Source organism: Streptomyces sp. CB01635 (genome assembly GCF_002803065.1).
Lineage (GTDB): Bacteria > Actinomycetota > Actinomycetes > Streptomycetales > Streptomycetaceae > Streptomyces.
In genome coordinates, this window is sequence record NZ_NNBL01000006.1 from 162,001 (window position 1) to 187,092 (window position 25,092).

General features: G+C 71.3%; 16 protein-coding genes. 5 read left to right on the top strand and 11 right to left on the bottom strand.

Annotated features, from left to right (window positions below):
* Positions 1-75: 75 nt before the first annotated feature.
* Positions 76-558 carry a pyridoxamine 5'-phosphate oxidase family protein gene (locus CG723_RS19945; protein ID WP_100594825.1) on the top strand — a complete coding sequence of 161 codons (483 nt, stop codon included), beginning with the start codon at positions 76-78 and terminating at the stop codon, positions 556-558.
* 78 nt (positions 559-636) lie between these two features.
* On the opposite strand, the gene guaA is transcribed toward CG723_RS19945, so the two are convergent.
* A complete protein-coding gene (guaA, locus tag CG723_RS19950; protein ID WP_100594962.1) occupies positions 637-2,223 on the bottom strand; it encodes a glutamine-hydrolyzing GMP synthase in 1,587 nt (528 codons plus the stop codon).
* A 321-nt stretch (positions 2,224-2,544) separates the two neighbouring features.
* Here guaA and CG723_RS19955 point away from each other — a divergent pair, with 321 nt between their 5' ends.
* A complete protein-coding gene (locus CG723_RS19955) occupies positions 2,545-2,838 on the top strand; it encodes a chorismate mutase (RefSeq protein ID WP_100594826.1) in 294 nt (97 codons plus the stop codon).
* A 617-nt stretch (positions 2,839-3,455) separates the two neighbouring features.
* Here the strand turns inward: CG723_RS19955 and CG723_RS19960 are convergent.
* Positions 3,456-4,184: a hypothetical protein gene (locus CG723_RS19960; RefSeq protein WP_199841827.1), complete on the bottom strand. Its 729-nt coding sequence runs from the start codon at positions 4,182-4,184 to the stop codon at positions 3,456-3,458.
* A 300-nt stretch (positions 4,185-4,484) separates the two neighbouring features.
* Between CG723_RS19960 and CG723_RS19970 the strand changes: the two genes are divergently transcribed.
* A complete protein-coding gene (locus CG723_RS19970; RefSeq protein WP_107489204.1) occupies positions 4,485-5,492 on the top strand; it encodes an LAETG motif-containing sortase-dependent surface protein in 1,008 nt (335 codons plus the stop codon).
* An 88-nt stretch (positions 5,493-5,580) separates the two neighbouring features.
* Here CG723_RS19970 and CG723_RS19975 read toward each other — a convergent pair whose 3' ends face one another.
* The 7 genes from CG723_RS19975 to CG723_RS20005 form a co-directional block, all read right to left on the bottom strand.
* The gene (locus tag CG723_RS19975; RefSeq protein WP_100594830.1) at positions 5,581-7,422 is read right to left on the bottom strand and encodes a GMC family oxidoreductase; all 1,842 of its coding nucleotides are present in this window, start codon (positions 7,420-7,422) and stop codon (positions 5,581-5,583) included.
* A 30-nt stretch (positions 7,423-7,452) separates the two neighbouring features.
* A complete protein-coding gene (locus CG723_RS19980) occupies positions 7,453-9,081 on the bottom strand; it encodes a succinic semialdehyde dehydrogenase (RefSeq protein ID WP_100594831.1) in 1,629 nt (542 codons plus the stop codon).
* Between the two features lie 171 nt (positions 9,082-9,252).
* On the bottom strand, positions 9,253-10,950 hold the full coding sequence (locus tag CG723_RS19985) for a serine/threonine-protein kinase (protein ID WP_100594832.1): 1,698 nt from the start codon (positions 10,948-10,950) through the stop codon (positions 9,253-9,255).
* Positions 10,951-11,020: 70 nt separating this feature from the next.
* Positions 11,021-12,613, bottom strand: a complete 1,593-nt coding sequence (locus CG723_RS19990; protein WP_100594963.1) for a serine/threonine-protein kinase — start codon at positions 12,611-12,613, stop codon at positions 11,021-11,023.
* 101 nt (positions 12,614-12,714) lie between these two features.
* A complete protein-coding gene (locus CG723_RS19995; RefSeq protein WP_100594964.1) occupies positions 12,715-14,289 on the bottom strand; it encodes a serine/threonine-protein kinase in 1,575 nt (524 codons plus the stop codon).
* 230 nt (positions 14,290-14,519) lie between these two features.
* Positions 14,520-16,973, bottom strand: a complete 2,454-nt coding sequence (locus CG723_RS20000; protein WP_100594833.1) for a protein kinase — start codon at positions 16,971-16,973, stop codon at positions 14,520-14,522.
* 129 nt (positions 16,974-17,102) lie between these two features.
* On the bottom strand, positions 17,103-19,205 hold the full coding sequence (locus CG723_RS20005) for a serine/threonine-protein kinase (protein ID WP_100594834.1): 2,103 nt from the start codon (positions 19,203-19,205) through the stop codon (positions 17,103-17,105).
* A 114-nt stretch (positions 19,206-19,319) separates the two neighbouring features.
* On the opposite strand from CG723_RS20005, the gene CG723_RS20010 reads away from it, so the two are divergent.
* Positions 19,320-20,423 carry a serine hydrolase domain-containing protein gene (locus CG723_RS20010; RefSeq protein WP_100594835.1) on the top strand — a complete coding sequence of 368 codons (1,104 nt, stop codon included), beginning with the start codon at positions 19,320-19,322 and terminating at the stop codon, positions 20,421-20,423.
* Positions 20,424-20,562: 139 nt separating this feature from the next.
* On the opposite strand, the gene CG723_RS20015 is transcribed toward CG723_RS20010, so the two are convergent.
* A complete protein-coding gene (locus CG723_RS20015) occupies positions 20,563-22,269 on the bottom strand; it encodes a glycerol-3-phosphate dehydrogenase/oxidase (protein WP_100594836.1) in 1,707 nt (568 codons plus the stop codon).
* Positions 22,270-22,554: 285 nt separating this feature from the next.
* Between CG723_RS20015 and CG723_RS20020 the strand changes: the two genes are divergently transcribed.
* Positions 22,555-23,808: a nucleotide sugar dehydrogenase gene (locus CG723_RS20020; protein WP_100594837.1), complete on the top strand. Its 1,254-nt coding sequence runs from the start codon at positions 22,555-22,557 to the stop codon at positions 23,806-23,808.
* A gap of 86 nt (positions 23,809-23,894) precedes the next feature.
* On the opposite strand, the gene CG723_RS20025 is transcribed toward CG723_RS20020, so the two are convergent.
* The gene (locus CG723_RS20025) at positions 23,895-25,019 is read right to left on the bottom strand and encodes a GuaB3 family IMP dehydrogenase-related protein (RefSeq protein ID WP_100594838.1); all 1,125 of its coding nucleotides are present in this window, start codon (positions 25,017-25,019) and stop codon (positions 23,895-23,897) included.
* Between the last annotated feature and the right edge of the window lie 73 nt (positions 25,020-25,092).

Genomic DNA, 25,092 nt, shown 5'->3' on the forward strand with positions numbered 1-25,092 from the left:
GTGCGCCGAACTCGTCGCGGGCGGCGCCGCGCATACCGGACAGCAGGTGTCGGGTATCCGCGCCAGACTCGGCGTATGACGTCGAACTGGGCCACCTTCACCACGGCCGAACCGGACCTCGCCAAGACGGTCGAGGAGCGCTTCGGTCGGTTCCAGCACCACATCCTGGCAACCCTCCGCAAGGACGGCTCGCCGCGCACGAGCGGACTGGAGGTGCGGTTCCTGCACGGGGAGTTCTGGCTCGGCATGATGCCGGGCTCGCTCAAGGCGCGCGATCTGCTCCGGGACCCGCGCTTCGCCGTCCAGGCCAACCCGGGCGACGGCACCGGAATGGGCGGCGGGGACGTACGGATCTCGGGACGGGCGCTGCTGGTCGATGACCCCGAGGTCATCGCCTCGTACACGGACTCGGTCCAGGTCCCCGACCCGGACGACTTCCACCTCTTCCGCACCGAGCTGACCGAGGTCACCCGCACCTTCATCGAGGACGAGAAATACCTGGTCGTACAGGTGTGGAAGCCGGGCGGCGAGCCAGTACGCACCCTGAAGCGCACCTGAGCCGCCCCACAGACATGAAGGCGCCGCCCACTCCATTCGGCAGTGGGCGGCGCCTTCACACACGGTGTCGGGGAGCGACTACTCCCACTCGATGGTGCCCGGCGGCTTGCTCGTCACGTCGAGCACGACGCGGTTGACGTCCGCGACCTCGTTCGTGATGCGGGTCGAGATCTTCGCCAGGACGTCGTACGGCATGCGCGTCCAGTCCGCCGTCATGGCGTCCTCGGAGGAGACGGGGCGCAGGACGATCGGGTGGCCGTAGGTGCGGCCGTCGCCCTGGACGCCGACGCTGCGGACGTCCGCGAGCAGGACGACCGGGCACTGCCAGATGTCACGGTCGAGACCGGCCGCCGTCAGCTCCTCGCGGGCGATGGCGTCGGCCTCGCGCAGCAGGTCGAGCCGGTCCTTGGTGACCTCGCCGACGATGCGGATACCGAGGCCGGGGCCCGGGAACGGCTGGCGCTGGACGATCTCGTCCGGCAGGCCGAGCTCGGCGCCGACCATGCGCACCTCGTCCTTGAAGAGCTGGCGCAGCGGCTCGACGAGCGCGAACTCCAGGTCCTCGGGGAGGCCGCCCACGTTGTGGTGGGACTTGATGTTCGCCGTGCCGGTGCCGCCGCCGGACTCGACGACGTCCGGGTAGAGCGTGCCCTGGACCAGGAACGCGACGTCCTCGCCGTCGGCCGCGCCCTCGGCGACGATCTCCGCCTGCGCCTGCTCGAAGACGCGGATGAACTCGCGGCCGATGATCTTCCGCTTGGTCTCGGGGTCGGAGACCCCGGCCAGCGCGTCCAGGAAGCGCTGGCTCGCGTCGACGACCTTGAGGTTCGCGCCGGTCGCGGCCACGAAGTCCTTCTCGACCTGCTCGGTCTCGCCCTTGCGCATCAGGCCGTGGTCGACGTACACGCAGGTCAGCTGGGATCCGATGGCCTTCTGCACGAGGGCCGCGGCCACCGCGGAGTCGACGCCGCCGGACAGGCCGCAGATCGCGCGCTTGGTGCCGACCTGCTCGCGGATCGCGGCGACCTGCTCCTCGATCACGTTGCCCGTGGTCCAGGTCGGCTCGATGCCGGCGCCCCGGTAGAGGAAGTGCTCGAGGACCTGCTGGCCGTACGTGGAGTGCATGACCTCGGGGTGGTACTGCACGCCGTACAGCTTCTTGGCGTCGTTCTCGAAGGCCGCGACCGGTACGACGTCCGTGGACGCGGTGACGGTGAAGCCCTCGGGCGCGGCCGAGCAGGCGTCGCCGTGCGACATCCACACGGACTGCTCGGCCGGGGTGCCCTCGAAGAGGGTGGAGCCGGGGCGGGAGACGGTCAGCGGCGTGCGGCCGTACTCACGGGCGCCGTTGTCGTCGACGGTGCCGCCGAGGGTCGTGGCCATCAGCTGGAAGCCGTAGCACATGCCGAAGACGGGGACGCCGGCCTCGAAGATGGCGCGGTCCAGGCGCGGGGCACCCTCCGCGTACACGGACGAGGGGCCGCCGGAGAGGATGATCGCCTTCGGGTTCTTGGCGAGCATCTCCTCGACCGGCATGGTGCTCGGCACGATCTCGCTGTAGACGCGGGCCTCGCGGACGCGGCGGGCGATGAGCTGGGCGTACTGCGCACCAAAGTCGACGACCAGAACGGTGTCAGGGGCGGCAGCGGGGGACGCTGATGGCACGGCGGCGGCCTTCCGGCGGTGGAACACGAGCAGGGGTCTGTTTTGTCGATTCTAACGGGCCCGGACGGACACTCTTCGTCTCATCCCACGGACGCGGTGGCCGGGGCCACCGGGCCGGGGCATACTGGTCTTGTGACCAAGCACCGCATCGACTTCCTCTTTACCTATGGCAACCGGCCCGCCGGCTGCCGAGGTCGAGCTGCTTGATCACCTGACAAGCGACTTACCGGGCGCCCCGGGCCGACAAGGCCCGGGGCGCTCTGTCATCTCCGGTCCTTGCCACTCCAGGACACCCGTCCCCATACGACGAGGAGCCCCAAGATGACCACCACCGCGACCCCCAGCGAAAAGACCGGCGCCCACACCTCCGAAGCCGCCGACGTGATCACCGGCGCCCGCGAGCGCATCGACTCGCTCGACGACCGGATCATCGGCCTGATCCAGGAACGGATGGCCGTCTCGGCCGTCATCCAGGAGGCGCGCATCACCTCCGGCGGGCGCCGCGTGAACCTGGCGCGCGAGCTGGAGGTCCTCGGCCACTACAGGGACGCCCTCGGCAAGCCCGGCACCGGCCTCGCGATGACGCTCCTGGAGCTGTGCCGGGGCCGGGTCTGAGGCCTACTCGACGCACCCACGTTCGGATCCGCTCTCACCCGTACGGCGCGTGACCGGTGCGCGGCACCCTTCGTTGGTCCCGATGTCCGTGCCAGCCAGGGGCGGGCCCGCTCAATCCACGCGTGGCTCCGCTGGAGCGATGAGACGTAGGGATCCATGCCGTACGTCGTGGGACCTCGCTCCAGCGTTTGTGACCGGACGGCAGGGGACAGCAGCCCGGTCACCCAAGAGAACGACCGGTCCCGGGGACGCCCGGGGCCGGTCGGCCTCCCAGCAGAACCCTTTCGCCCCTGTGGTCGAAACGGTCGGTCGAAACGGTTGCGCGCACGACAGACCCGCGAGCACGATACGGAGAAACCCCCACACCCCACAGAGCCCCAAGTCCCGGGCTTCACAAGTGAATTGCCGCAGGCCCGCCCCATCCGCGCGCCACCGCGCGCCGGGGTGGCGACCCCTGGCAGACCCGCACCAGCGGCGCAACCCCCCGGCGCCGCTCCCCGGCACCGACGCCGCCCTGGCGTCGGTGCTGAAGGCCAAGGGCCCCGCGGACGTGTCCGCGGGGCCCTTCGCTGTGCTCACCGAGCCAAGCCGAACCTGCCCGGTCCGGACAGCCGAGGTCAGACGGTCTTCTCCAGCTTCGCGAGCTGCGCGTCGACGATCACCTGCGGCACGTCGGTCTTGCTCGAGTCCAGCATGTTCATGGTGTAGAAGGCCACGACCGTCGAGCCGCTGCGCACCACGGTGAAGGTCATCGGGACCTTGTCGCCGTCGATGACACCCTTCACGTCGTACGAGACCGCCTCGTCGCCCGCGTCGGGCGCGGGCCGCTCCTTGACGCCGCTGTACTTGTAGTCGACGTGCTCGTACGCGGTGCAGCTCTTCGAGGCCGTGCGCAGGTCCTTCATGACCTTGGCGGCGTCGGCACCGTCGTGCGCGAGCAGCGCCAGCGAGGTCACCTTGGGGTCGAGCTCGTCCGTCGCCATGAGCGTGCGCACGACCCGGTCCTTCGCCGTCGGCTGGGTCGAGAACATGAACATGTCGGCGAGCGGCTGGCACGAGGCCGGCTTCGCGGCGACGCTCTCGGTCGGCGGCAGGTCGTCCTTGCCCACCTTCTCGACCTTGTAGCCCTTGACGTCGCCCGTGGCGACGACGGCCTTCTCCAGCTCGGCCGCCGTGAGCGCCTTCGCGCCCTCCTCGGCGGGCTTCGCGGGCGCCGTGGTCTTCTCCGAAGCGGCCGGCTTCTTGGCGTCGTCGGTGGTCTCGGAGGACCCCCCGCACGCCGTCGTCACGCCCAGGGCCGCGACCACGGCAGCGGCCGCCACGGCACGTCTCACACCTGACTTCACATTCCCACCTTCGTCCTCTGCGGCACGGGGCCACGCGTCGGCCCGTACCGAGGCGCCATCCAAGCCCGCCGCCAGCCCCCTTTGCCAGCGCTTTGCGTAACGATCGAAGATCGCCGCAAAGGTTGTACGGGGCGCTGGGTGACCCAGCTCACATAAGAATCGTGTGAGGTCGAGGGCAACCATTTCACGGGGTTGCCGGTCACTTGTGCGGAACCAACGGCCACACCCGCGACCCCACAACGCGGAGGCCTCCCAGCTCGTACTGCGCCGCAGCAGTACGCCGGACTTTCCGAGGTCTTCATGAAGCTTCGCCGTGCCCTGGCCGCCGCGGCCGCGACGGCTGCGATAGCCCCGATCGCGCTGCTGTCGGCCCCGGCCGCGTTTGCCGACGGAACTCCCGACACGACGACCGTCACGACCGAGACGCCGTCGACGCCAGCCGAAACGCCTCCGTCGACCCCGGCCACGCCGTCGTCGCCCGAAACCACTCCGTCCACCCCCGAGTCGCCGTCGACGCCCGCCTCCACGCCCGCGACGACCCCCGCCTCCACCCCGTCGGGCACGCCGTCCGACTCCACGTCGCCGTCGCCGTCCGCGACGCCGACCGAGGAGCCGACCCTCCCGACCGGCATCTGCGAGGTGGACAACGAGGACTACCAGTCCAAGCTGTCCGTCTCCATCAGCGGCCTGCCCGGCAAGATCGCGGCCGGCAGCGGCTGGCACGGCTTCACCCTCAACGTGAAGAACCCGACGAAGACCGACCTCGACGAGGCCATCTTCTACGCGGGCGTCGGCCCGAACGACGAGAACGCCGAGAACGCGTACAAGGCGAGCCAGGTCCGGCTCCAGGCGAAGGTCGACGGCTCCTGGGTCGACATCGACGACGGCGACGGCTACTCGTTCGGCTTCCTCGACCTGTCGGGCATCAAGGCCGGCAAGTCCGTCAACTACCAGCTCCGCCTGAACGTGAAGGCCGGCGCCCCCATCGGTGAGGGTCTGACCATCGGCGGCGGCTTCTACAACGATGACGAGCTGGACTGCCTCAGCGACACCTCCGCCAGCTACATCATCCAGATCGTGAAGCCCGGTACGGACACCGACGGGACCAAGCCGCAGGAAGGCGGCAAGGTTCCGATGCCGACCGAGAAGCCGAACGACAACAACACCCAGGAGGTGACCGGCAGCCTCGCTGAGACCGGTTCCTCCTCCATGGTCCCGACCATCGGTCTGATCGGCGGCGTCGCCGTCGTCGCCGGTGCCGGTGCCGTGTTCGCCGTGCGCCGCCGCAAGGCCGGCGCCACCGCGTAACACCCCGTAGGGGCTACGCACACGGGAAGGACCTGCGCTCGGAGGGGGGCGCAGGTCCTTACGTGTGTCCGGGGTCAGATGCCCGGCGTCACTTCGCGGTCTTCTTGGGCGGAACCGCCGGCATCCCCAGGAACGGCAGCTTCAGCGCGCCGAACGCGTCCTGTGGGACCGCCGGGTTCTTCGGCGCCACGGCCGACAGCCGCGCGTACGCCACGCCCTGCGCCGGACGCGGGTCCTCCTCGCCCTTGTTGGGCCAGTACGACATCGCGCGCTCGGCCTGGGCCGTGATGGTCAGTGACGGGTTCACGCCCAGGTTCGCCGTGACCGCGGCGCCGTCGACGACCGAGATGCCCGGGTGCCCGTAGACCCGGTGGTACGGGTCGATGACGCCCGTCTCCGGGGAGTCACCGATCGGGCAGCCGCCCAGGAAGTGCGCGGTCAGCGGGGTGCCCATCAGCTCACCGATGTTCGAGCCGGCGAAGCCGTTGATCTCGGCGGCGATCGTCGACGCGGCGTCCACGGCGGCCTTGATCTGCTTGGGGTTGGGCGCGCCATGGCCCTGCTCGGCCGTGAGCAGGCCCTTGCCGACGCCGTCCGGCTTCAGATAGGTCGTCAGCGAGTTGTCGAGCGACTGCATGACCAGGCCGATGATGGTCCGCTCCGACCAGCGGTGGTTGGAGAGCGAACGTGCCATCAGGGTCGGGTGCTTGGCCACGTTGGCGAGCCACCCGGCCACGCGGGACGAGCCCTGCGCGTACGGGACCTGGAGGATCGTCATGCCGCCCATCGCGTTCGAGCCCTTGCCGTAGCGGACCGGCTCGATGTGCGTGTTCTCGTCCGGGTGGATCGAGGACGTGATCGCGACGCCCTGCGTGAAGTCGACCTTGGACTTGCCGTGACGCTTCTTGTAGCGGCGGTTGTTGGTCTGGGCGCCGACGAGCGCCTCGGAGTTCGTCCGCGTCAGCTCGCCCAACCTGGACGACAAGTACGGCAGTTGGCCGCCCGCCTTCATGCGGTGCAGCAGGGTCTGCGTACCGTACGTGCCGGCCGCGACGATCACGCGCCGGGCCTTGAACGTACGGCCCGCGCCCTTCTTCCTGTTGTCCGTCGGGAGCGTCTGGACCGCGTAGCCGCCCTGCGAGTCGTCGGTGACGGAGACGGCCGTCGTCATCGGGTGCACGACCGCGCCCGCCTTCTCGGCGAGGTACAGATAGTTCTCGTTGAGGGTGTTCTTCGCGCCGTGGCGGCAGCCCGTCATGCACTCGCCGCACTCGGTGCACGCCTTGCGGGCCGGGCCCGCGCCCCCGAAGTACGGGTCGTCGACCTGCGTGCCGGGCGCGGCCTTCACCGAACCGGCCCCGTCCTCGCCGCAGGCGTCCTTGCCGTCACCGAAGAAGACACCCACCGGCGCCATGTGGAACGTGTCGCCGATGCCCATGTCCTGGGCCGCCGCCTTGAGGTGGACGTCGGCCGGCGTCATGGTCGGATTGAGCCGCACGCCCAGCATGCGCTGCGCCTGGTCGTAGTAGGGCTTCAGCTCCGCCTGCCAGTCGGTGATGTCCTTCCACTGCGGGTCCTCGAAGAACGGCTTCGGCGGCACGTAGAGCGTGTTGGCGTAGTTCAGCGAGCCGCCGCCGACGCCCGCCCCGGCGAGGACCATCACGTTGCCGAGGAGGTGGATGCGCTGGATGCCGTACATGCCGAACTTGGGCGCCCACAGGTAGTTCTTGAGGTCCCAGGAGTTCTTGGGCAGCGTGCCGGGCTCGAAGCGGCGGCCCGCTTCGAGCACGCCGACGCGATAGCCCTTCTCGGTCAGGCGCAGGGCGGACACGGAGCCGCCGAAGCCGGAGCCCACGACGAGGACGTCGTAGTCGTACGCGGCGTCGTCGTCGCTCCCGGCTTCACTCCGGACAGAGTTCTCCTGTGACACTGGCTCTCCTCGTTGAGAACGGGTGGTGCTCTAACGAAGACGGAAGGTCTTCATCGCCTTCAGGCTGCGGCTCATGAACGCCGCGTACTTCTCGTCGGTCATCCCGAACGACGGCGCCATCGGCATGATCCGCTGGTGCGCGACGGTCTGCGCCTCGGTGTACTTGAGGATGCCCTCGGAGCCGTGGCGGCGGCCGAGGCCCGAGTCCTTCATGCCGCCCATCGGCGACTGGACACTGCCGTACGCGGGCGCGTAGCCCTCGTTGATGTTGACGGTGCCGGTGCGCAGCCGGGAGGCGACGTCGTGTCCGCGCCTGGCGTCCTTCGTCCAGACCGAGGAATTCAGGCCGTACGGCGTCCCGTTGGCCAGCGCGATGGCCTCGTCCTCGTCCGTGAAGCGGTAGATGGAGACGACCGGGCCGAAGGTCTCCTCGTTGCACACAGCCATCGGGGCCTCGACGCCGTCGAGGATGGTCGGCTCGAAGAAGTAGGGGCCGATGTCGGGGCGCGCGACGCCACCGGCCACGAGCTTCGCCCCCTTGGCCACGGCCTCGTCGACGTGCCGCGTCACCGTCTCCAACTGCCGCTCGCCGACCAGGGATCCCATGTCCGCGCCGTACGCGAGGGACTTGCCCAGGCGCATCGCCTTGGTGCGCGTGGCGAACCGCTCGACGAACGCGTCGGCGATCGACTCGTGGACGTAGAGCCGCTCGATGGAGATGCAGAGCTGTCCCGCGGAGGAGAAGCAGGCGCGGACCGCGCCGGCCGCCGCCTTGTCGATGTCGGCGTCCGCCAGGACCAGCATCGCGTTCTTGCCGCCGAGTTCGAGCGAGACGCCGACGAGGCGCGCGGCGGCACCCTGGGCGACCTCGCGGCCCGTGCGCGTGGAGCCGGTGAACGAGACGTAGTCGGCGTGCTTGACCAACTCGGGTCCCACGACCGGGCCTTCGCCGAGGACGACCTGGAAGACCTCGGCGGGCAGCCCCGCCTCGATGAGCAGGTCACGCGCCCACAGCGCCGTCAGGCAGGTCTCCGTGTCGGGCTTCATGACGACCGCGTTGCCGGACACGAACGCCGGGAGCGCGTCACCGACGGACAGCTCGAGCGGGTAGTTCCAGGGGGCGATCTGGCCCACGACACCGCGCGGCTGGCGCAACTCGGTGACCTTGGTGAGGGTCGGGACGGCGCCCGTGTGCCGCTTCGGCTTCAGGTAGGCGGGGGCCTTGCGGCCGTAGTGGCGGGCCGCGACGGCCACCGCCTGGACCTCTTCGTGCGCGTGCAGGCGCGCCTTGCCGGTCTCCAGCTGGATCAGGTCGAGGACCTCGGCCTGGCGGGCGAGCACCAGGTCGTGGAAGCGCAGCAGCACGGCGGCGCGCTGCCGTGCGGGCACCTTCGCCCAGACGGCCTGCGCGGCGCGGGCGCGCTCGAAGGCCCCCGTGACGTCCTCGGGCGTGGACTCGGGCAGGTCCGCCAGCTTCTCGCCGGTGAACGGCGTGTGGTTGGCGGTGCGGCCCGAGCCGGCCACACCCTTGGTGAGCTGGGCGACCAGCTCGGGCGTCACCACGTCGGCCGCGGTGCGCGCGCCCTGCGGGGCGGGGGCGACCGGGTTCGTGCCGGTCTTGTCCGTACGGTCCTTGGAGATGGCCTGCGAGTCCGTCATGGCGCGAGCGTAAGGGCCCGTCAACGTTTTGGGTACCCACGGGTAACGAGGTTTCACCAAGCACTCACACGCCGCCAGCGATCGCTGGCAACAAAGGCGCTGATCAGGGCGTTGTCAGGGCCTTCGCCGGGAGTTCGTCGATGTTCGCCGATGTCCGCCGATACTCGCCGATCAGACTTTGTCGATGTCGAGGTTGGCGATCGCCGCCTTCGCCACCTCACGCCCGCGCTCGGTGAAGTCGCCCTTGCCCGGGTAGTCGATCCAGAGCTGGTACATGTCGCCCGACTTGGTCTTGTAGTAGAAGACCTTCGCCTCGCGCGGCTTGAGCTCGTCGGAATCGCTGTCATCCGTGTAGGTGATGGTGTTCTCGGCGGACTCTCGGTCGTTGTACGTGGTCTTGGCGGTCCGACTGCGCGGAGCGGGCTTGTCCGCCATCTTCGAGTTGTCACCCTTGTTGATCTCGTCGGAGTCCTTGTAGGCCTGCGCGGACGCGGAGCTCGCGATCCCGTTCACGCTGTCCTCGGACTTCTTCTTGAGCGAGAGGGTGATGGAGACCGCGTAGCTCGGATCCCGGTAGGAGACCCAGTGATCGGTCTTGATGATGCTGTTGTCCGCCTCGAATCTGACGTACTCCGGCGGCGCCGCGAACGTCGCCGCGACCGTCTTCTCCCGATGGTCCTGCCACCCGTCCGGCAGCGGGCCCGCGAACGGGTTCGCGATCACCAGGTACGCCACCACCGCCGCCGCGACGACCGCAGCGCCGACGCCGAGCAACGCCTTGCGGCTGAGGCTGACGCCCTTGCCGCCGGGGCCCGCGAGCTGGACGACCTGGGTGGGCGGCTGCACCGGCGGGTTGGCCGCGCGCTCCAGGAGATCGCGCACGCGCGCCGCGTTCGGGCGCCGGGCCGGATCCTTGGCGAGCAGGCCGTTGATGGCCTCGGCGAGCGGGCCCTGGGCCGCGGCGGGCGCCGCCGGGGTCGCGTTGATCACGGACTGGAGCGTCGCCGGCGTGTTGTTGCGGCGGAACGGCGAGACGCCCTCCGTCGCCGCGTACAGGACGACGCCGAGGGACCACAGGTCGGACGCGGGGCCCGGGCGCTGGCCGAGCACCCGCTCCGGGGCGATGAACTCGGGCGAGCCGACGAAGCCGCCGGTGTCCGTCAGATTGGTCTCGCCCTCGATCTGGGCGATGCCGAAGTCGGTGAGGACCACCCGGTCGTGGCGGCCGAGCATCACGTTGTCGGGCTTCACGTCGCGGTGCAGGACGCCCGCGGCGTGCGCGGCCTCAAGGGCGCCCAGCACTTCGAGGCCGACCCGCGCCGCCTCGCGGGCGCTGAGCGTGCCCTCCTGGAGCGCGTCACCGAGCGTGCGCCCCTGCACGAACTCCATGACGATCCACGGCTGTCCGTCCTCGACGGCGACATCGTGGACGTTGACCACGGCCGGGTGGTCGAGCCGGGCCGCCGCGCGCGCCTCGCGCCGCATCCGCTCGAAGACGGTGGTCCGCTCGCGCTCCGGCAGATGGTCGGGGACGCGCGGCTCCTTGACCGCCACCTCGCGGTCCACCGTCTCGTCCTTGGCCCGCCACACGGTGCCCATGCCGCCGTGCCCGAGCTTACTCAGGAGCCGGTAGCGCCCGCCGATGAGGCGCCCCGCGCCCGGCTCGGCCTCCGCGCTCTGCCGCGGCGGGACGACCTGGGTGGGCGATGGCTGGTGCGGGGGCTGGTGCGGGGGCTGCGGCTGCGGATACGCGGTGGGGGGCTGGGCGTACGGGTTCCCCTGCTGGGGCGTGTGCGGCTGCTGCGGCGGCTGGAGTCCGAAGCTCGTCGGATCGTTCGGGCCGTAGGCGGGTCCCCCGTTGTTACTCATGCCTCCATGCCTACCGTGCGGGACGCCTCCGGATCCACTCGGGTCACTCACTTGTGACCGCCCCGATGCCTCAGCCGCCCCCGGAGGGCACGAATGTGGCGACCGCCGTGTCGAAGTACCGCTTGGCCTCCGCGATCCGGCCGACCGGCGCCGACACCCACACGTCATACATCCGGCCGCCCTGCTCCCAGCACAGGTCGTACGTGTGCCTCGCGCCCTCCGCCGTGCTGAAGCCGTTCCACGTGAACCGCCAGAGCGCGGCGGGCCGGCCGCCGTGAGTCGTGTCGGTGACCGAACCGTCCCGGTAGCCCGGGTTGTTGGCGGGCCCCTTCGCGTCGGAGCGGCGCTGCACGGCGCCGGGCCCGCCCGGGTCGGGGGCCGCCTCCTTGATGCCGATCCTGAACGTGTCGCCCGGCGACATGTAGAAGATCCTGGATCCGTCGGGCTTCCTGCTGAAGTCGTCCGGCACGGCCAGGGAGAAGCCCTCCGGGTCGACGGCCGTGCGGTAGCCGGCGGGGGACGCGGGCCGCGTGCCGGTCTGCTGCTCCGTGACGGTGACCGTCGGACGGGGCTCCGACGCCGAGTCCGAGGGGGACGCCGTGTCGCCCGTGGGGCCCGGCGCGGACGCCGTGGGGCGGTGGGTGCCGCCGCCGTCGCCCCCGTTCACGAGCAGCGCGGCCGCGGAGACGCCTGCCCCGGCCATCGCGGCGACGAGCGCGGCGGCCGCGAGGACCACGCGAGCGGAACGCTTCTGCGGGGGCGCGGGAGCGGGCGCCGTGAGACTGTTCCTGGCGGTGGGCGTGTAGCCGCCCATGGACCGCGGCGTCGTACCCGTGGCGACGTACGCGCGAAGGAGCCGGTCGGCCTCGTCCAGGCCGAGCCTGCGCTCCGGATCGCGCTCAAGGAGGCCCCGTACGACGGGCAGCAGCGGCTCGGCCTCGGCGGGCGGGCGGATCTCGCCGACGACCACGGCGTGCATGATCCCGCCCAGCGAGTCGCGCCGGAACGGCGACTCGCCCGTCAAGGCCGCGCACAGCATCGCGCCCAGCGACCACAGGTCCGACTCCGGGCCGGTCCGCTCCCCCGACATGCGCTCGGGCGCCGTGTACTCGGGCGAGCCGACGAAGGAACCCGTCTCGGTGAGCGTCGTCGCGCCGCTGACCTGCGCGATCCCGAAGTCCGTGAGCACGACGCGCTCGCTGCCCGCCTCGACGAGCACGTTCGCCGGCTTCAGATCGCGGTGCAGCACCCCCGCCGCGTGCGCGACCCGCAGCGCGCCGATGAGCGCGATCCCGATCCGGGCCGCCTCCCGCGCGTCGACGGGCCCGGTCCGCGAGAGCCGGTCGGCGAGCGAGCCGCCCTCGATCAACTCCATGACGATGTAAGGACGTTCGCCGTGCTCCACGACGTCGTGGACGACGATGACGTTCGGGTGGCTCAGCTGGGCGACCGCGCGGGCCTCGCGCAGGGTGCGGTCCTTCTGGCGGCGGGCCTCGTCGGCGGAGAGCGTCTCGTCGAGCACGAGTTCCTTGACTGCGACGCGCCGCCCGAGCAGCTGGTCGGAGGCGCGCCACACGACGCCCATTCCGCCCCGGCCGATGCGCGCCTCCAGCCGGTAACGCCCGGCGATCACACGGACGTTGCCCTCCCCCTCGGTCCCCATGCGTTCCATCATGCCGCACGGAACGGGCGCCGGAGGGGCGTGCTCCGGGCCGTCAAGGGATCAACGAAACCGCAGGGCCGGAGCCCGCGGGCCACGGGCGCCTACGGCTCCCAGCCCCGCAGGATCGCGTCGAACTGCTGCCGCCCCTCGTCCCAGTCGGCCTCCGGCACGGACAGATAGATGGCGTACTCGGTGCCGTCGTTCTCGACGTACGTCTGCTCGATCGCGTGCCGCGGGCCCGACGTCGTGTCCTTGTCACCCGCGGTCCAGGTGAACTCCCACAGGGATCCCGGCCGGTCGCGGTAGGTGTTGGGCTGCAGATTGACCTGCTGGTAGTCGGGCAGCCCGGGCGGCTTCGTGACCTGCCGCTCCAGGTCCAGCTGGTGGTGGTACGAGTCGGGCCAGTCGGGGGATTTGTCGACCGCTATCCGCACGAAGTGCGCGCCGCCGTCCGGCGTGTAGTCGACCTGGGAGCCGTCCGCCTGCCGCTTCCAGTCCTTCGGCAGCATGAGGCTGTAGCCCTCGACGTCGTCGACGCGGACCCAATCGTCCGGAATGCTCCCGGACTTGTGCTTGCCGTTGCCCGAACCCGCCGATGTGTTCGGGGCCCCGTCCTTGCCGGAGTTCGAGTCCGACGAGGTCCGGTCGTTCAGATAGTGGTTCGCGGCGAACACGCCACCGCCGCCGACGAGAGCCGCCGCCAGGGCCACGGCGACGACACGCGGCCACTTGCGGCTACCGGAGGCGCGGGCCGCGGGCGTCGCCGGCTGTCGCACGCCTATCGCAGTCGACTGCTCCGTGGGCGTCGGCTGCGCCGGGACATGCACCTGTGTGGGTACGTAGGCCTGCGCCGCGTCGGAACGGCGCCCCTCGGCGGCCTCGGCGAGCATCGTCTCGGCCTCGTCGGCGGACGGGCGCGCGGCCGGATCCTTGCGCAGCAGCGCCTGGATGACGGGCGCAAGGGCGTCCGCGTACGTGAGTTCGCCCGGCTCCTCCTCGACGACGGCCTGCATCGTGCTGATCGGCGACGTGCGCCGGAACGGGGACTTGCCCTCTACGGCCGTGAACAGCGTGGCGCCGAGCGCCCAGAGGTCGGACGCGGGTCCGGGCGCGGCGCCGCTGACCCGCTCGGGCGCCAGATAGTCGACCGAGCCGACGATCTCGCCGGTCCGCGTGATCGTCGAGTCGCCCTCGACCTGCGCGATCCCGAAGTCGGTGAGCAGCACCCGTCCGTCGCGGGCGAGCAGGACGTTGCCCGGCTTGACGTCGCGGTGCAGCACCCCGGCCGCGTGCGCGGCGCGCAGCGCCCGCAGTGTCCACAGGCCGATGCGGGCGGCCTCGCGCGGCTGGATCCGGCCATGTTCCTTGACGGCGTCCGCGAGCGAGGGGCCCTCGACGAGCTCCATCACGATCCACGGCCGGTCGTCGTGCTCCAGCACGTCGTGGACGGTGACGACCGCCGGGTGGTTGATGCGCGCGGCGGCCCGCGCCTCCGTCTGCGTCCGCGCGAGCAGCACGGCGCGATCGGCCTCCTGCACGTACTGGGCCGCCGTCAGTTCCTTGACAGCTACGGCCCGGTGCAGCACTTCGTCGTGTGCCCGCCACACCCGGCCCATGCCGCCTCGCCCGATCGAGTCACCGAGTCGATAGCGGCCCGCGAGGAGCAGGCCCTGCATCTGATTCACGTTCCCCCGCAGGCGCATTGGTCGTGCCAGGGCCGCTCATGGCCTTGACAGAGCCACATTAGGGAGCGGCCCAGGCCCAGGGAACCGCCGGGGGTGCACGGAGACCGCACTGTGACGCTTGTCGCCTGCCGGGACGGGGGCCGACAGGTCATCAACTGGGTGTATTCCGTGCGCCCGTACGTCACCGGGCGTTGTCTCGGCCCGTGCACCGGGCAGGGTTCTCAACCAGTGTTCTGATACGTCGCCGACGCCTGCTCGTACAGGCGCGTCACCTCGTCGCGTTCGGCTTCGGGGCCCCGCAGTTGCACCACGTGATAGCGGCCGCCCACGATCATCGCGAGGTTGCGTACGTACGTCTCTCGGCCCGCCGAGTTCTGCCACGTGAACTGGCCCTCGGCCATGGCCCGACCGCCCACGTCTATCCGGCGCATCCCGGAGGACGTCGCCCACGTCGAGTCGCGGAACGGCTGCAACTCGCGCTCCTTCTCCCGCTGGTACGTCATCGGGTCGCTGCCGTACGCGGACGTGCTGTCGCGGCCCGGGACGACGACGAGTTCGAAGTCGCCGTGCGTGTAGAGGACCTGGCCCTGTCCGTTCCTGCCCTGCCGGTTCCAGCCCTTGGCGACGGCGACGCGGAACCCTTCGGGGTCCTTGCGCAGCGTGAAGCCCTGCGCGACCTCGGGCTCGGACGAGTCGGTCTGCGGATCGGTGGCGGAGGGGGTCGACGAGCTGTTGCCGCCGCTCTTGCCCGCGGATTCGCCCGCCGACGGCGCCGGCGTGGACCTGCCGCCCTCGGGCGCGGGCCTGCCCCCGCCGGTGGCGCCCGCGTGATCCTTGCCGCCATCGCCGGGCGTGCCGCCGCTCGGCTCGGCCTTCGGCATGAAGAGCACGGCATACGCGACCGCGGCGGCCAGGCCGAGCAGTACGAGAACGAGCAGGGTGCGGCCGAGCGAACGGGGCTTCCTGGGGCCGCGCTCCGACTGGGGGCGACGCTCTCGCTCCGACGGGGGGCGACGCTCCGGCCTCGTGCGCCGCTCAGCCTGCTGCGGCTGCGCCTTGGCCCGCTTGTGCCGCGCATGCCCGGGCCCGGCTCCGGCTTGGGCGGAGGAGCGCCAGCGGCGCCTGCGCACGAGCTCGCCCCGGCGCCGTACGATCGGCAGCCGCGTGGCGTCGAACGGGGGTGCGACCACGACGTTCGCGCCCGCCTCAGGCTCCGGCGCGGACCGCACCAGCGACCTGAGCCACCCCCGCAGCTCCTCGAAGTCGAGCCGCTCCGTGGGGTCCTGACGCAGCAGCGACTCGACGACCGGCCGCAGCGGCCCGCACTCCTCGGCGAACGCGGGCGGCTCGGCGCACACCATCTGCACCAGCTCACCGGTGTTCTCCTCCGGGTACGGGGCATGCCCCTGGACCGCCCGGAAGAGGAGGGCGCCGAGGGCCCACAGGTCGGTGGCCGGGCCGATCGGGGCGGCCAGCTGCCAGTTCTCGTGGACGGGCCCCGCCTGCTCGGGCGCCCAGCGCTCCGTGACGGGCCCGACGACGGTCATCCGCGCCTGCCGCGCACGGTCGGCGGCGAGGGCGGTGGCCGGCCCGCGACCGGCCGTCGACGCCGTCTGCTGCGCGGGGATGAGCTGATCCCAACGCGTGCTCTCCGGGGCGGAGTCGGGCGCCTCAAGAGCGGCGGGCTCGGCCTGCTCCATGCCGGGGCGCGGGATCGCCCCGTGCCAGGGGCGCTCGGCGGAACCGCGTACGCCGTAGGGGTCGTCGATCCGGCCGGACTGCGCGTCGTCACGGTGCGTCCCGGCGCCGGACTCCCCGCCCGGCCCGCGCTGCGGCGGCCCCGGTGTCCCGTCCGTGTCCACACCCCCGCGCGCGGCGGCCCGCGCACCGGCCCGGTACGCGGCTATCGCCCCCGCGCGCGCGGCCCGCGGGTCACTCCCGGCTTCAAGGGCGGCGGGCCGGGACGGCGCGGGGGCAAAGGGAGCGGGAGGGGTGTAGGGGGACGCGGGAGCCGAAGACTGCGGGTCCTGCGGCTCCGAAGGTGCCGCGGGCGGCGCCGGCGTCGGGTCATAGCCGCACAACGCCTCCTCCGCCGCGCCGGCCGCGAGTCCGGTCAGCACGATCCGGCCGTCGTCGCACACGAGAACCGTGCGGGCGGTGATGTTCCGGTGGACCCAGCCGTGGGCGTGCAGCGCGCGCAGGGCTGTGAGGACGTCGGACGCGACCTCGGCCGCCCGGTACGGGGACAGCGGCTCCTCGGCGAGCAGCGCGGCGAGCGGCCGCGCGGAGACGACCTCACTGACGATCCACAGCGAGCCGCCCTCGGCGAACACGTCGAAGACCTGGTCGAGCCGCGGATGGTCGGGTATCTGGGCGGCGGCCTGCGCGGCCTCGACGGCACGGCGCACCGCGGGATCCGTCGGCCTGCGCGTGGTCCGCGCCGCGTCCCCCCGCTCGCGCCGGCCGCGCGACTCACGCGGCACGAACCCGTCCGGGAGCCCCTCGGCGTCGAGCACCTCGGCCTCGACCACCTCGGGTAACGGCACCTGTCTGACCAGGACCTCCTGGCCGCTGTAGGTGTCGAACGCCCGCGTCGATGCGAACTCGTACGCGTCGGCGGGCGACAGCGGCAGGCGGTAGCGGTCGGCGAGCACTCGCCCCGCGTAGTCCTCCACGACGCGTCCCCCTGTCCGCCCGGTGGTCAATTCCGTTCGCTTTGCGCCCTGTTGTGCGCAGTGACACGTACCGATGCGACTGCGCACGGTCCGCAAGCACTCACGATACGTGCCGGACCGCTGTCAGGCTCAGGACTTCGGCTCGAACGTCTTGGTGAACGTCTCCCAGGCGGCCTTGCGCTGCGCACCGTCCCAGTCAGCGGCCTTGGCCGTGTACATCAGGCCGTAGCCGAGACCGCTGTTGACCACGAAACCGCGGTCTACGGAGCGGTACTTGGTGCCCCCGTCGACGTAAGTGAACTCCCAGTCCGCCGTGTTCCAGTCGCGGAAGTCGACGGCCGCTATGCGTATCCGGTGGTACTGGGCGCGGCGCATGTACTGCTCCTGGTTGCGCCAGTCCTGGACCGGGTTCGACTTGGGCGTCGTCGTCCAGCCGACGAGCAGCTTCTGCCCGTCGGGACCCGTGAAGCGGGCCCCCGCCGCGCTCGTCGAGGTGTACTTCCAGCCCTTCGGGAGCCCGATGGAGAAGCCCTGGTCGTGCTTGTACGTCGAGGCGGCGCCGCTGCCGCCGGGGACTCCGCTGCCGCCGCTGGTGCTGTCGGGCGACGCCCCCTGGCCGGCGTCGCCGTCCTTGTCGCCGCCTTTGCCGGTGTCCGAGCCGGAGCCCTTGCCCTTGTCGGAGCCCTTGCCGCCGTCCTGCGCCGCGCCGTTGCCGGAGCCGCTGCCCTTGTCCTTGTCCTTGCTACCGCTACCGCCACTGCCTCCGGTCGCTCCCGCGGACGCGGCCTTGTCGCCGCCCTTGGCGGCACTGCCGTCGTCGCCACCGCTGAACGCGATGCCGATGACGGTGCCGATCACGGCGAGCGCGACGAGCACCGCCACGATCACGAGGGTGCGCCGCGGAACCACGTCCGTGAGCGAGGCCCTGGTCGCGGGCGTACGCGGCGGCCCGGCGGGCTGCGCCGGGATACCCGAACCGCCCTGCCCGACCGCGGGATGCGCGGAGGCCTCCGCCGTAGCGCCGGACGCTTCTCCGCCCCCCTTGCCTGCCGCTGCGGCCGCCGTCGCGGCGGTGGCCGCAGCAGCGGCCTTCCGCACCGTCCGCAGCGCACCGCGCAGCTTCTCGGCGGCCTCTTCGCCCCTCTTGCCCGCGCCATCGCCCACGGCGACACCGGAAGCGGATCCGGATCCGGCCTCCGCGGAACCAGAAGTGGCGGCAGCACTGGCGCCCGCAGCAGCCGCAGCCCCCGAACTCCCCTTACCGAAGCGCACCTTGGGCGTCTTCGACGCCTTCGGCGCCCTGGGCGTCTGCTCGGGAATGGGCGGCAGCGGCACGACCTTGGTCGCGTCGACCGGCTCGGGCGCCTCGTCCTTGGGCTCGGGAGCATGCAGGACGTCGTTGAGGAGCGCCCGCGCCCCGGCGTCGTCGAGCCGCTGCTCCGGGTCCTTGGCGAGCAGCCCGTAGATGACCTTCTCCAGCGGCCCGGCGTTCTTGGGCGGGTCGACCGGCTCGGTCATGACGGCAGTCAGGGTCGCGATGGCGGACCCCTTGTCGTACGGAGGAACGCCCTCCACCGACGCGTACAGCAGTCCGCCGAGCGACCAAAGGTCGGCTGCGGGACCGGGCTTGTGCCCGCGTGCCCGCTCCGGCGAGATGTACGAGGGCGCGCCGACGAGCATGCCGGTGGACGTGATCGAGGGGTCGCCCTCGACCTGGGCGATGCCGAAGTCCGTGAGGACGACGCGCCCGTCCTCGGCGATCAGCACGTTCGACGGCTTCACGTCGCGGTGCAGGATGCCCTCGCGGTGCGCGGCGCGCAGCACGTCGAGGATCGCGAGCCCGACCTCGGCGGCGCGCCGCGGCTCCAGCAGACCGTCCTCACGGATCTGCTCCGCGAGGGACTTGCCCTCGACGAGTTCCATCACGATCCACGGCCGGTCGTCCTCGTCGACCACGTCGTAGACCGTCACCGCGCTGTTGTTCCGGATCCGCGCGATCGCCTTCGCCTCACGCAACGTACGCGTGATCAGGCGCCGCTTCTCCTCGTCGTCGATGCTCGACGGGAACCGCAGCTCCTTGACGGCGACCGTCCGGCCGAGCGTCTCGTCCTTCGCCCGCCACACGGTTCCCATGCCGCCGCGGCCGAGGACTTCTCCCAGCCGGTAGCGCCCGGCGAGGAGACGTGCACTCTTGTCCTGACGAGCTGTGCCCGCCTGCTCCGCCTCCGACATGCGTCCCCTCTGCAACCCGCCCTGACAGAGCCTTCATTGTCCCTTACCCGGGGACCACTCCACGCCCAGGGTCGGCCGTCCCGCAAGATGGACCGCACACAGGGAGGAACCGTCATGCCCGTACTTCGGACACTGCTGGCGATACCCCTGGCAGCAGCCCTGTTCTGTATGTTTCCGGGCAGTTCCACGACGCTCGCGGCCCCGGCCACGGACGCCACTCTTCCGTTGCTGGTCACGGAGGGCAAGGCCCCCGCCGCGGCGCTGCTCGCCCGCGAGGGCAGGACGACGCGCTTCGTACGCACCGGCCCCACGATCCGCCGCACCGACCACTTCCGGGCCGGGAGCATCACGAAGTCGTTCATCGCAACGGTCGTGCTGCAACTCGTCGCCGAACACCGCCTGCGCCTCTCGGACACGGTTGACGATCACCTCCCGGGTCTCCTACGTGACCACGCCGTCTCCCTCCACTCGCTTCTCACCCACACCAGTGGCCTGCCCGACTTCACGGCGCGCACGCACGGCAAGATCCCGGTATCCCCCGGAACCGCCGTACGCCTGGCCGAGGCGGACCCGCCGAAGCCCCGCGGCCACTGGTCGTACTCGAACACGAACTACGTCCTGCTCGGCATGGTCATCGGCCAGGTCACGGGCCACTCGTACGCGGCCGAGGCCCGCCGCCGCATCATCGAACCGCTCCACCTCACCGGCACGTCGTTCCCCGGCACCCACACCGATCTGCCCACCCCGCACGGCCGCGCTTACGACGCGAAGGGCCGCGACGTAACCACCCTGAACCCACGCGTGGCCGGCGCCGCAGGCGAACTGATCTCCACCCTCACGGACCTGAACCGCTTCTACACGGCCCTCCTGAAGGGCAGCCTCCTCCCGCCACGCCAACTCGGCACGATGCTCAACACCCGCACCGCACAAGGCCGCTACGGCATGGGCCTCTACCCGACGAAACTCCCCTGCGGACTGACGGTCTGGGGCCACAACGGCCGAATCGAAGGCAGCTACGTCCGCACAGCGGCAACGAAAACGGCGTCGAGAGTCATCACGTTCCGCACCAACACGGCCACGGTGACGAACACCCCCCAACTGGAACGCCGCCTATTGACGGCAGAGTTCTGTGAACCCACGCCTAAAGACGAGCCCGCCGTTTCAGCCCGTCCGTCGTCTGAGAACAACCCCGGACCCCCCAGCCCGCCCGGCGCCTGAGGACGAGCCCGCCCCCCCCTACCCGTCCGGCGCTTGAGGACGAGCCCGAACCCTCCAGCCCGTCCGGCGCTTGAGGACGAGCCCGAAGGGCGAGGGGGGCCTGGGGGCACAGCCCCCAGCGCAACCCCGGCCCACCCGATCACAGCGGCACAATATCCGGCGCCCCCAATCGCGCCGCATCGGCCGAGAGGTCATCAGGTTGACGCTGAGACTCCCGCTCAGCCTGCACCCGCTTCTCGTAATGCTCCACCTCCCGCTCGATCTGGTCCTTGTCCCAGCCGAGCACCGGAGCCATCAGCTCCGCCACTTCACGCGCACACCGCGTCCCGCGGTCGAACGTCTCGATCGAGATCCGCGTGCGCCGCGTCAGCACATCGTCGAGGTGCCGCGCCCCCTCGTGCGAGGCGGCGTACACGACCTCGGCCCGCAGATAGTCGTCGGCGCCGGTGAGGGGCGCGCCGAGCCCTGGGTCGGCAGCCACCAGGTCGAGCAACTCCTCCGCCAACGACCCGTACCGGTTGAGCAGATGCTCCACCCGCACCACATGGAGCCCGGTCCGCGCGGCGATCCTCGCCCGCGCGTTCCACAGCGCGTGGTAGCCCTCGGCGCCGACCAGCGGAACGTCCTCGGTGACGCAGTCGGCGACGCGCTGGTCGAGCCCGTGCACCGCCTCGTCCACGGCGTCCTTGGCCATGACCCGGTACGTCGTGTACTTGCCGCCCGCCACGACGACGAGCCCCGGCACGGGGTGCGCCACCGTGTGCTCGCGCGAGAGCTTGCTCGTGGCGTCGGACTCACCGGCGAGCAGGGGCCGCAGGCCCGCGTAGACCCCCTGGACGTCGTCGCGCGTGAGGGGCACCGCGAGCACCGAGTTCACATGCTCGAGCAGATAGTCGATGTCGGCGCTGGAGGCCGCGGGGTGCGCCTTGTCGAGGTCCCATTCCGTGTCCGTGGTGCCCACGATCCAGTGGCGCCCCCACGGGATCACGAACAGGACGCTCTTCTCAGTACGCAGGATGAGCCCGGTCGTCGAGTTGATCCGGTCCTTGGGCACGACGAGGTGAATGCCCTTGGACGCGCGCACGTGGAACTGGCCCCGCTCGCCCACCATCGCCTGCGTGTCGTCCGTCCACACGCCCGTCGCGTTCACGATCTGGCGGGCGCGGATCTCGTACTCCCCACCGCCCTCCACGTCCTCGACGCGGGCGCCGACGACGCGCTCGCCCTCGCGCAGAAACCCCGTCACACGCGCCCTGTTGGCGACCTTCGCCCCGTACATCGCGGCGGTCCGCACCAGCGTCGCCACGTACCGCGCGTCGTCCATCTGCGCGTCGTAGTACTGCAACGCACCCACGAGCGCGTCCTTCTTGAGCGCGGGCGCGACCCGCAGTGCGTGACGTCGGCTCAGATGGCGGTGCATGGGCAGTCCGCGCCCGTGCCCGCGCGCCATCGACATCGCGTCGTACATGGCGACGCCCGAGCCCGCGTACAGCCGCTCCCAGCCCTTGTGCTGGAGGGGATACAGGAACGGGACCGGCTTCACGAGGTGCGGGGCGAGCCGCTCAAGGAGCAGCCCGCGCTCCTTCAGCGCCTCGCGCACGAGCGCGAAGTCGAGCATCTCGAGATACCGGAGCCCGCCGTGGATCAGCTTGCTCGACCGGCTCGATGTGCCGGAGGCCCAGTCCCGCGCCTCGACCAGGCCGGTGGACAGACCGCGGGTCGCGGCGTCGAGCGCGGTTCCCGCGCCGACCACCCCCGCGCCCACGACCAGGATGTCCAGCTCCCGCTCGGCCATTCCCGCGAGCGCCTCGGCACGCTCCGCCGGTCCCAGTGTCGCTGTCCTCACTGCTACCTCCCGCTGTCGGTCAGTCGGCGTCGGTCCAGTCGGGCCCACCGGTGTCACCTGTTCGGTGCGCCCCGGCTCTCATTCCCCATTCACCGATTCTGACCGCCGTGCCCGACTTCAGCCACCACTCACCCGCAGCCTGTGGACAACACTCCCGGATTCCCGGCCCCGCAATACCGCATAACGGTCATATTTACTCCTAGTCTGACATTGCGCTCGTCCATCTTGTCCACAGGACTTGCGCTCCCCTCCCGCTCCGGCTATTGGGAAGGACGGCCCACTTCCATGCCCGCAGATCTCGCCGTCATCGGACTCGGTCACCTCGGCCTGCCCCTCGCCCAGGCCGCCGTCGCCACCGGCATCGCGACCATCGGCTACGACCCCGCACGCGCCACCGACCTCGCGGCCGGCCGCCTCCCCGGCGACGGCGCCGAGGGAACCCTGACCGCCGCCGACATCCGCCGGATGCTCTCGGGAGGCTTCCGGCCGACCGGCGACCCCGTCGAACTCGGCCGCGTCCGCACCGCCGTCATCTGCGCCCCCGCGCCACTCGGCGCGGACCGCTCCCTCGACCTCGCACAGCTCACCGACGCCACGCGCGCCCTCGCCGCCCGCCTGCGCCCCCACACCACGGTGATCATCGAGACCCCGGTCGCCCCCGGCACCACCGAAGGCGTCCTGCGCCCCCTCCTGGAGGACGGCTCGGGGCTGCGCGCCGGCCGCGACTTCCACCTCGCCTACTCCCCCGGCCGCCTCGACCCCGGCAGCCGCACGCACGCGTACGCCACGACCCCCAAGGTCATCGGCGGCCTCACCCCCGCCTGCACCGAGTCCGCCGCCGCCTTCTACGGCCGCCTGTCCGACAAGGTCGTACGCGCGCGTGGCCCACGCGAGGCCGAGACCGTCCAGCTCCTGGAGACCAACTACCGCCACGTCAACATCGCCCTGGTCAACGAGATGGCCGTCCTCTGCCACGACCTGGGCGTCGACCTGTGGGACGTCATCCGCTGCGCCGAGACCAAGCCCTTCGGCTTCCAGGCGTTCCGCCCCGGCCCCGGCGTCGGCGGCCACGGAGTCCCCCAGGACCTCTCACGCCCGCCACTCCCGGTCCGCCCCCTGCGCATGGTGGAACTGGCCCAGCAGGTCAACCACCACATGCCGCAGTACGTGATCCAGCGCGCCGCCACCCTCCTCAACGAACACGGCAAGTCGGCCCGCGGCGCCCGCGTCCTGCTCCTCGGCGTCACGTACAAGCCCGACGTCGCCGACCTGGAGGGCACCCCCGCTCACGAGATCGCCACCCGGCTGATGCAGCTGGGCGCGGCGGTCAGCTACCACGACCCGCACATCCCGTCGTGGAACGTCCTCGGCCACCCCGTCCCCCGCGCCGACTCCCTCTACGAGGCGGCCGCCGACGCCGACCTGACGATCCTGCTTCAGCAGCACCGCACGTACGACCTCCAGGGCCTGTCCGTGAAGGCCCAGCTCCTCCTGGACACCAGGGGCGCCACCCCGACAGGCGCGGCCCACCGCCTGTAGAGGCCCTCCACGAAGAGCTGTACCGGCCCTCTACGGAGATGGGGCCCGCACCGAACCGGTGCGGGCCCCATCTCCGTAGAACTGCGTCAGCGGCGGTGCTGCGAGTCCGCCACCGTGACCTCGACCCGCTGGAACTCCTTGAGCTCGCTGTAGCCGGTCGTCGCCATGGCGCGCTTGAGGGCACCGAAGAAGTTCATCGAACCGTCCGGGGTGTGCGAAGGCCCGGTGAGGACCTCCTCCGTCGTACCGACGGTCCCGAGGTCGACCTTCTTGCCGCGCGGCACGTCCTCGTGGACGGCCTCCATGCCCCAGTGGTGGCCCTTGCCGGGCGCGTCCGTGGCGCGCGCCAGCGGGGAGCCCATCATCACGGCGTCGGCGCCGCAGGCGATGGCCTTCGGCAGGTCGCCGGACCAGCCCACGCCACCGTCGGCGATCACGTGCACGTACCGGCCGCCGGACTCGTCCATGTAGTCGCGGCGGGCGGCGGCCACATCGGCCACGGCGGTCGCCATCGGCACCTGGATGCCCAGCACGTTGCGCGTGGTGTGCGCGGCGCCGCCACCGAAGCCGACGAGCACACCGGCCGCGCCGGTGCGCATCAGGTGCAGCGCGGCCGTGTACGTGGCGCAGCCGCCCACGATGACCGGCACGTCGAGCTCGTAGATGAACTGCTTCAGGTTCAGCGGCTCGGCGGCGCCGGAGACGTGCTCGGCGGACACGGTGGTCCCCCGGATCACGAAGATGTCGACACCCGCGTCCACGACCGCCTTGGAGAACTGGGCGGTGCGCTGCGGCGACAGCGCGGCGGCGGTGACGACACCGGAGTCGCGCACCTCCTTGATGCGCTGCCCGATCAGCTCCTCCTTGATGGGAGCCTCGTAGATCTCCTGGAGGCGGCGTGTGGCGCTCTCCGTGTCCAGCTCGCCGATCTCGTCGAGGAGCGGCTGCGGGTCCTCGTAGCGGGTCCACAGGCCCTCGAGGTTCAGCACGCCGAGGCCACCGAGCTCCCCGATCCGGATGGCGGTGGCCGGCGACACGACCGAGTCCATGGGAGCGGCCAGGAACGGCAGCTCAAAGCGGTAGGCGTCGATCTGCCAGGCGATCGAGACCTCCTTCGGGTCGCGCGTACGGCGGCTCGGTACGACGGCGATGTCGTCGAAGGCGTACGCCCGGCGGCCGCGCTTGCCGCGCCCGATCTCGATCTCAGTCACGTGTGTGGCCTTTCCCTCTGCGTTTCAGCGCCTTCCAGTATCCCCGACATACGCGCCAGGGGCGGCCCCGGGA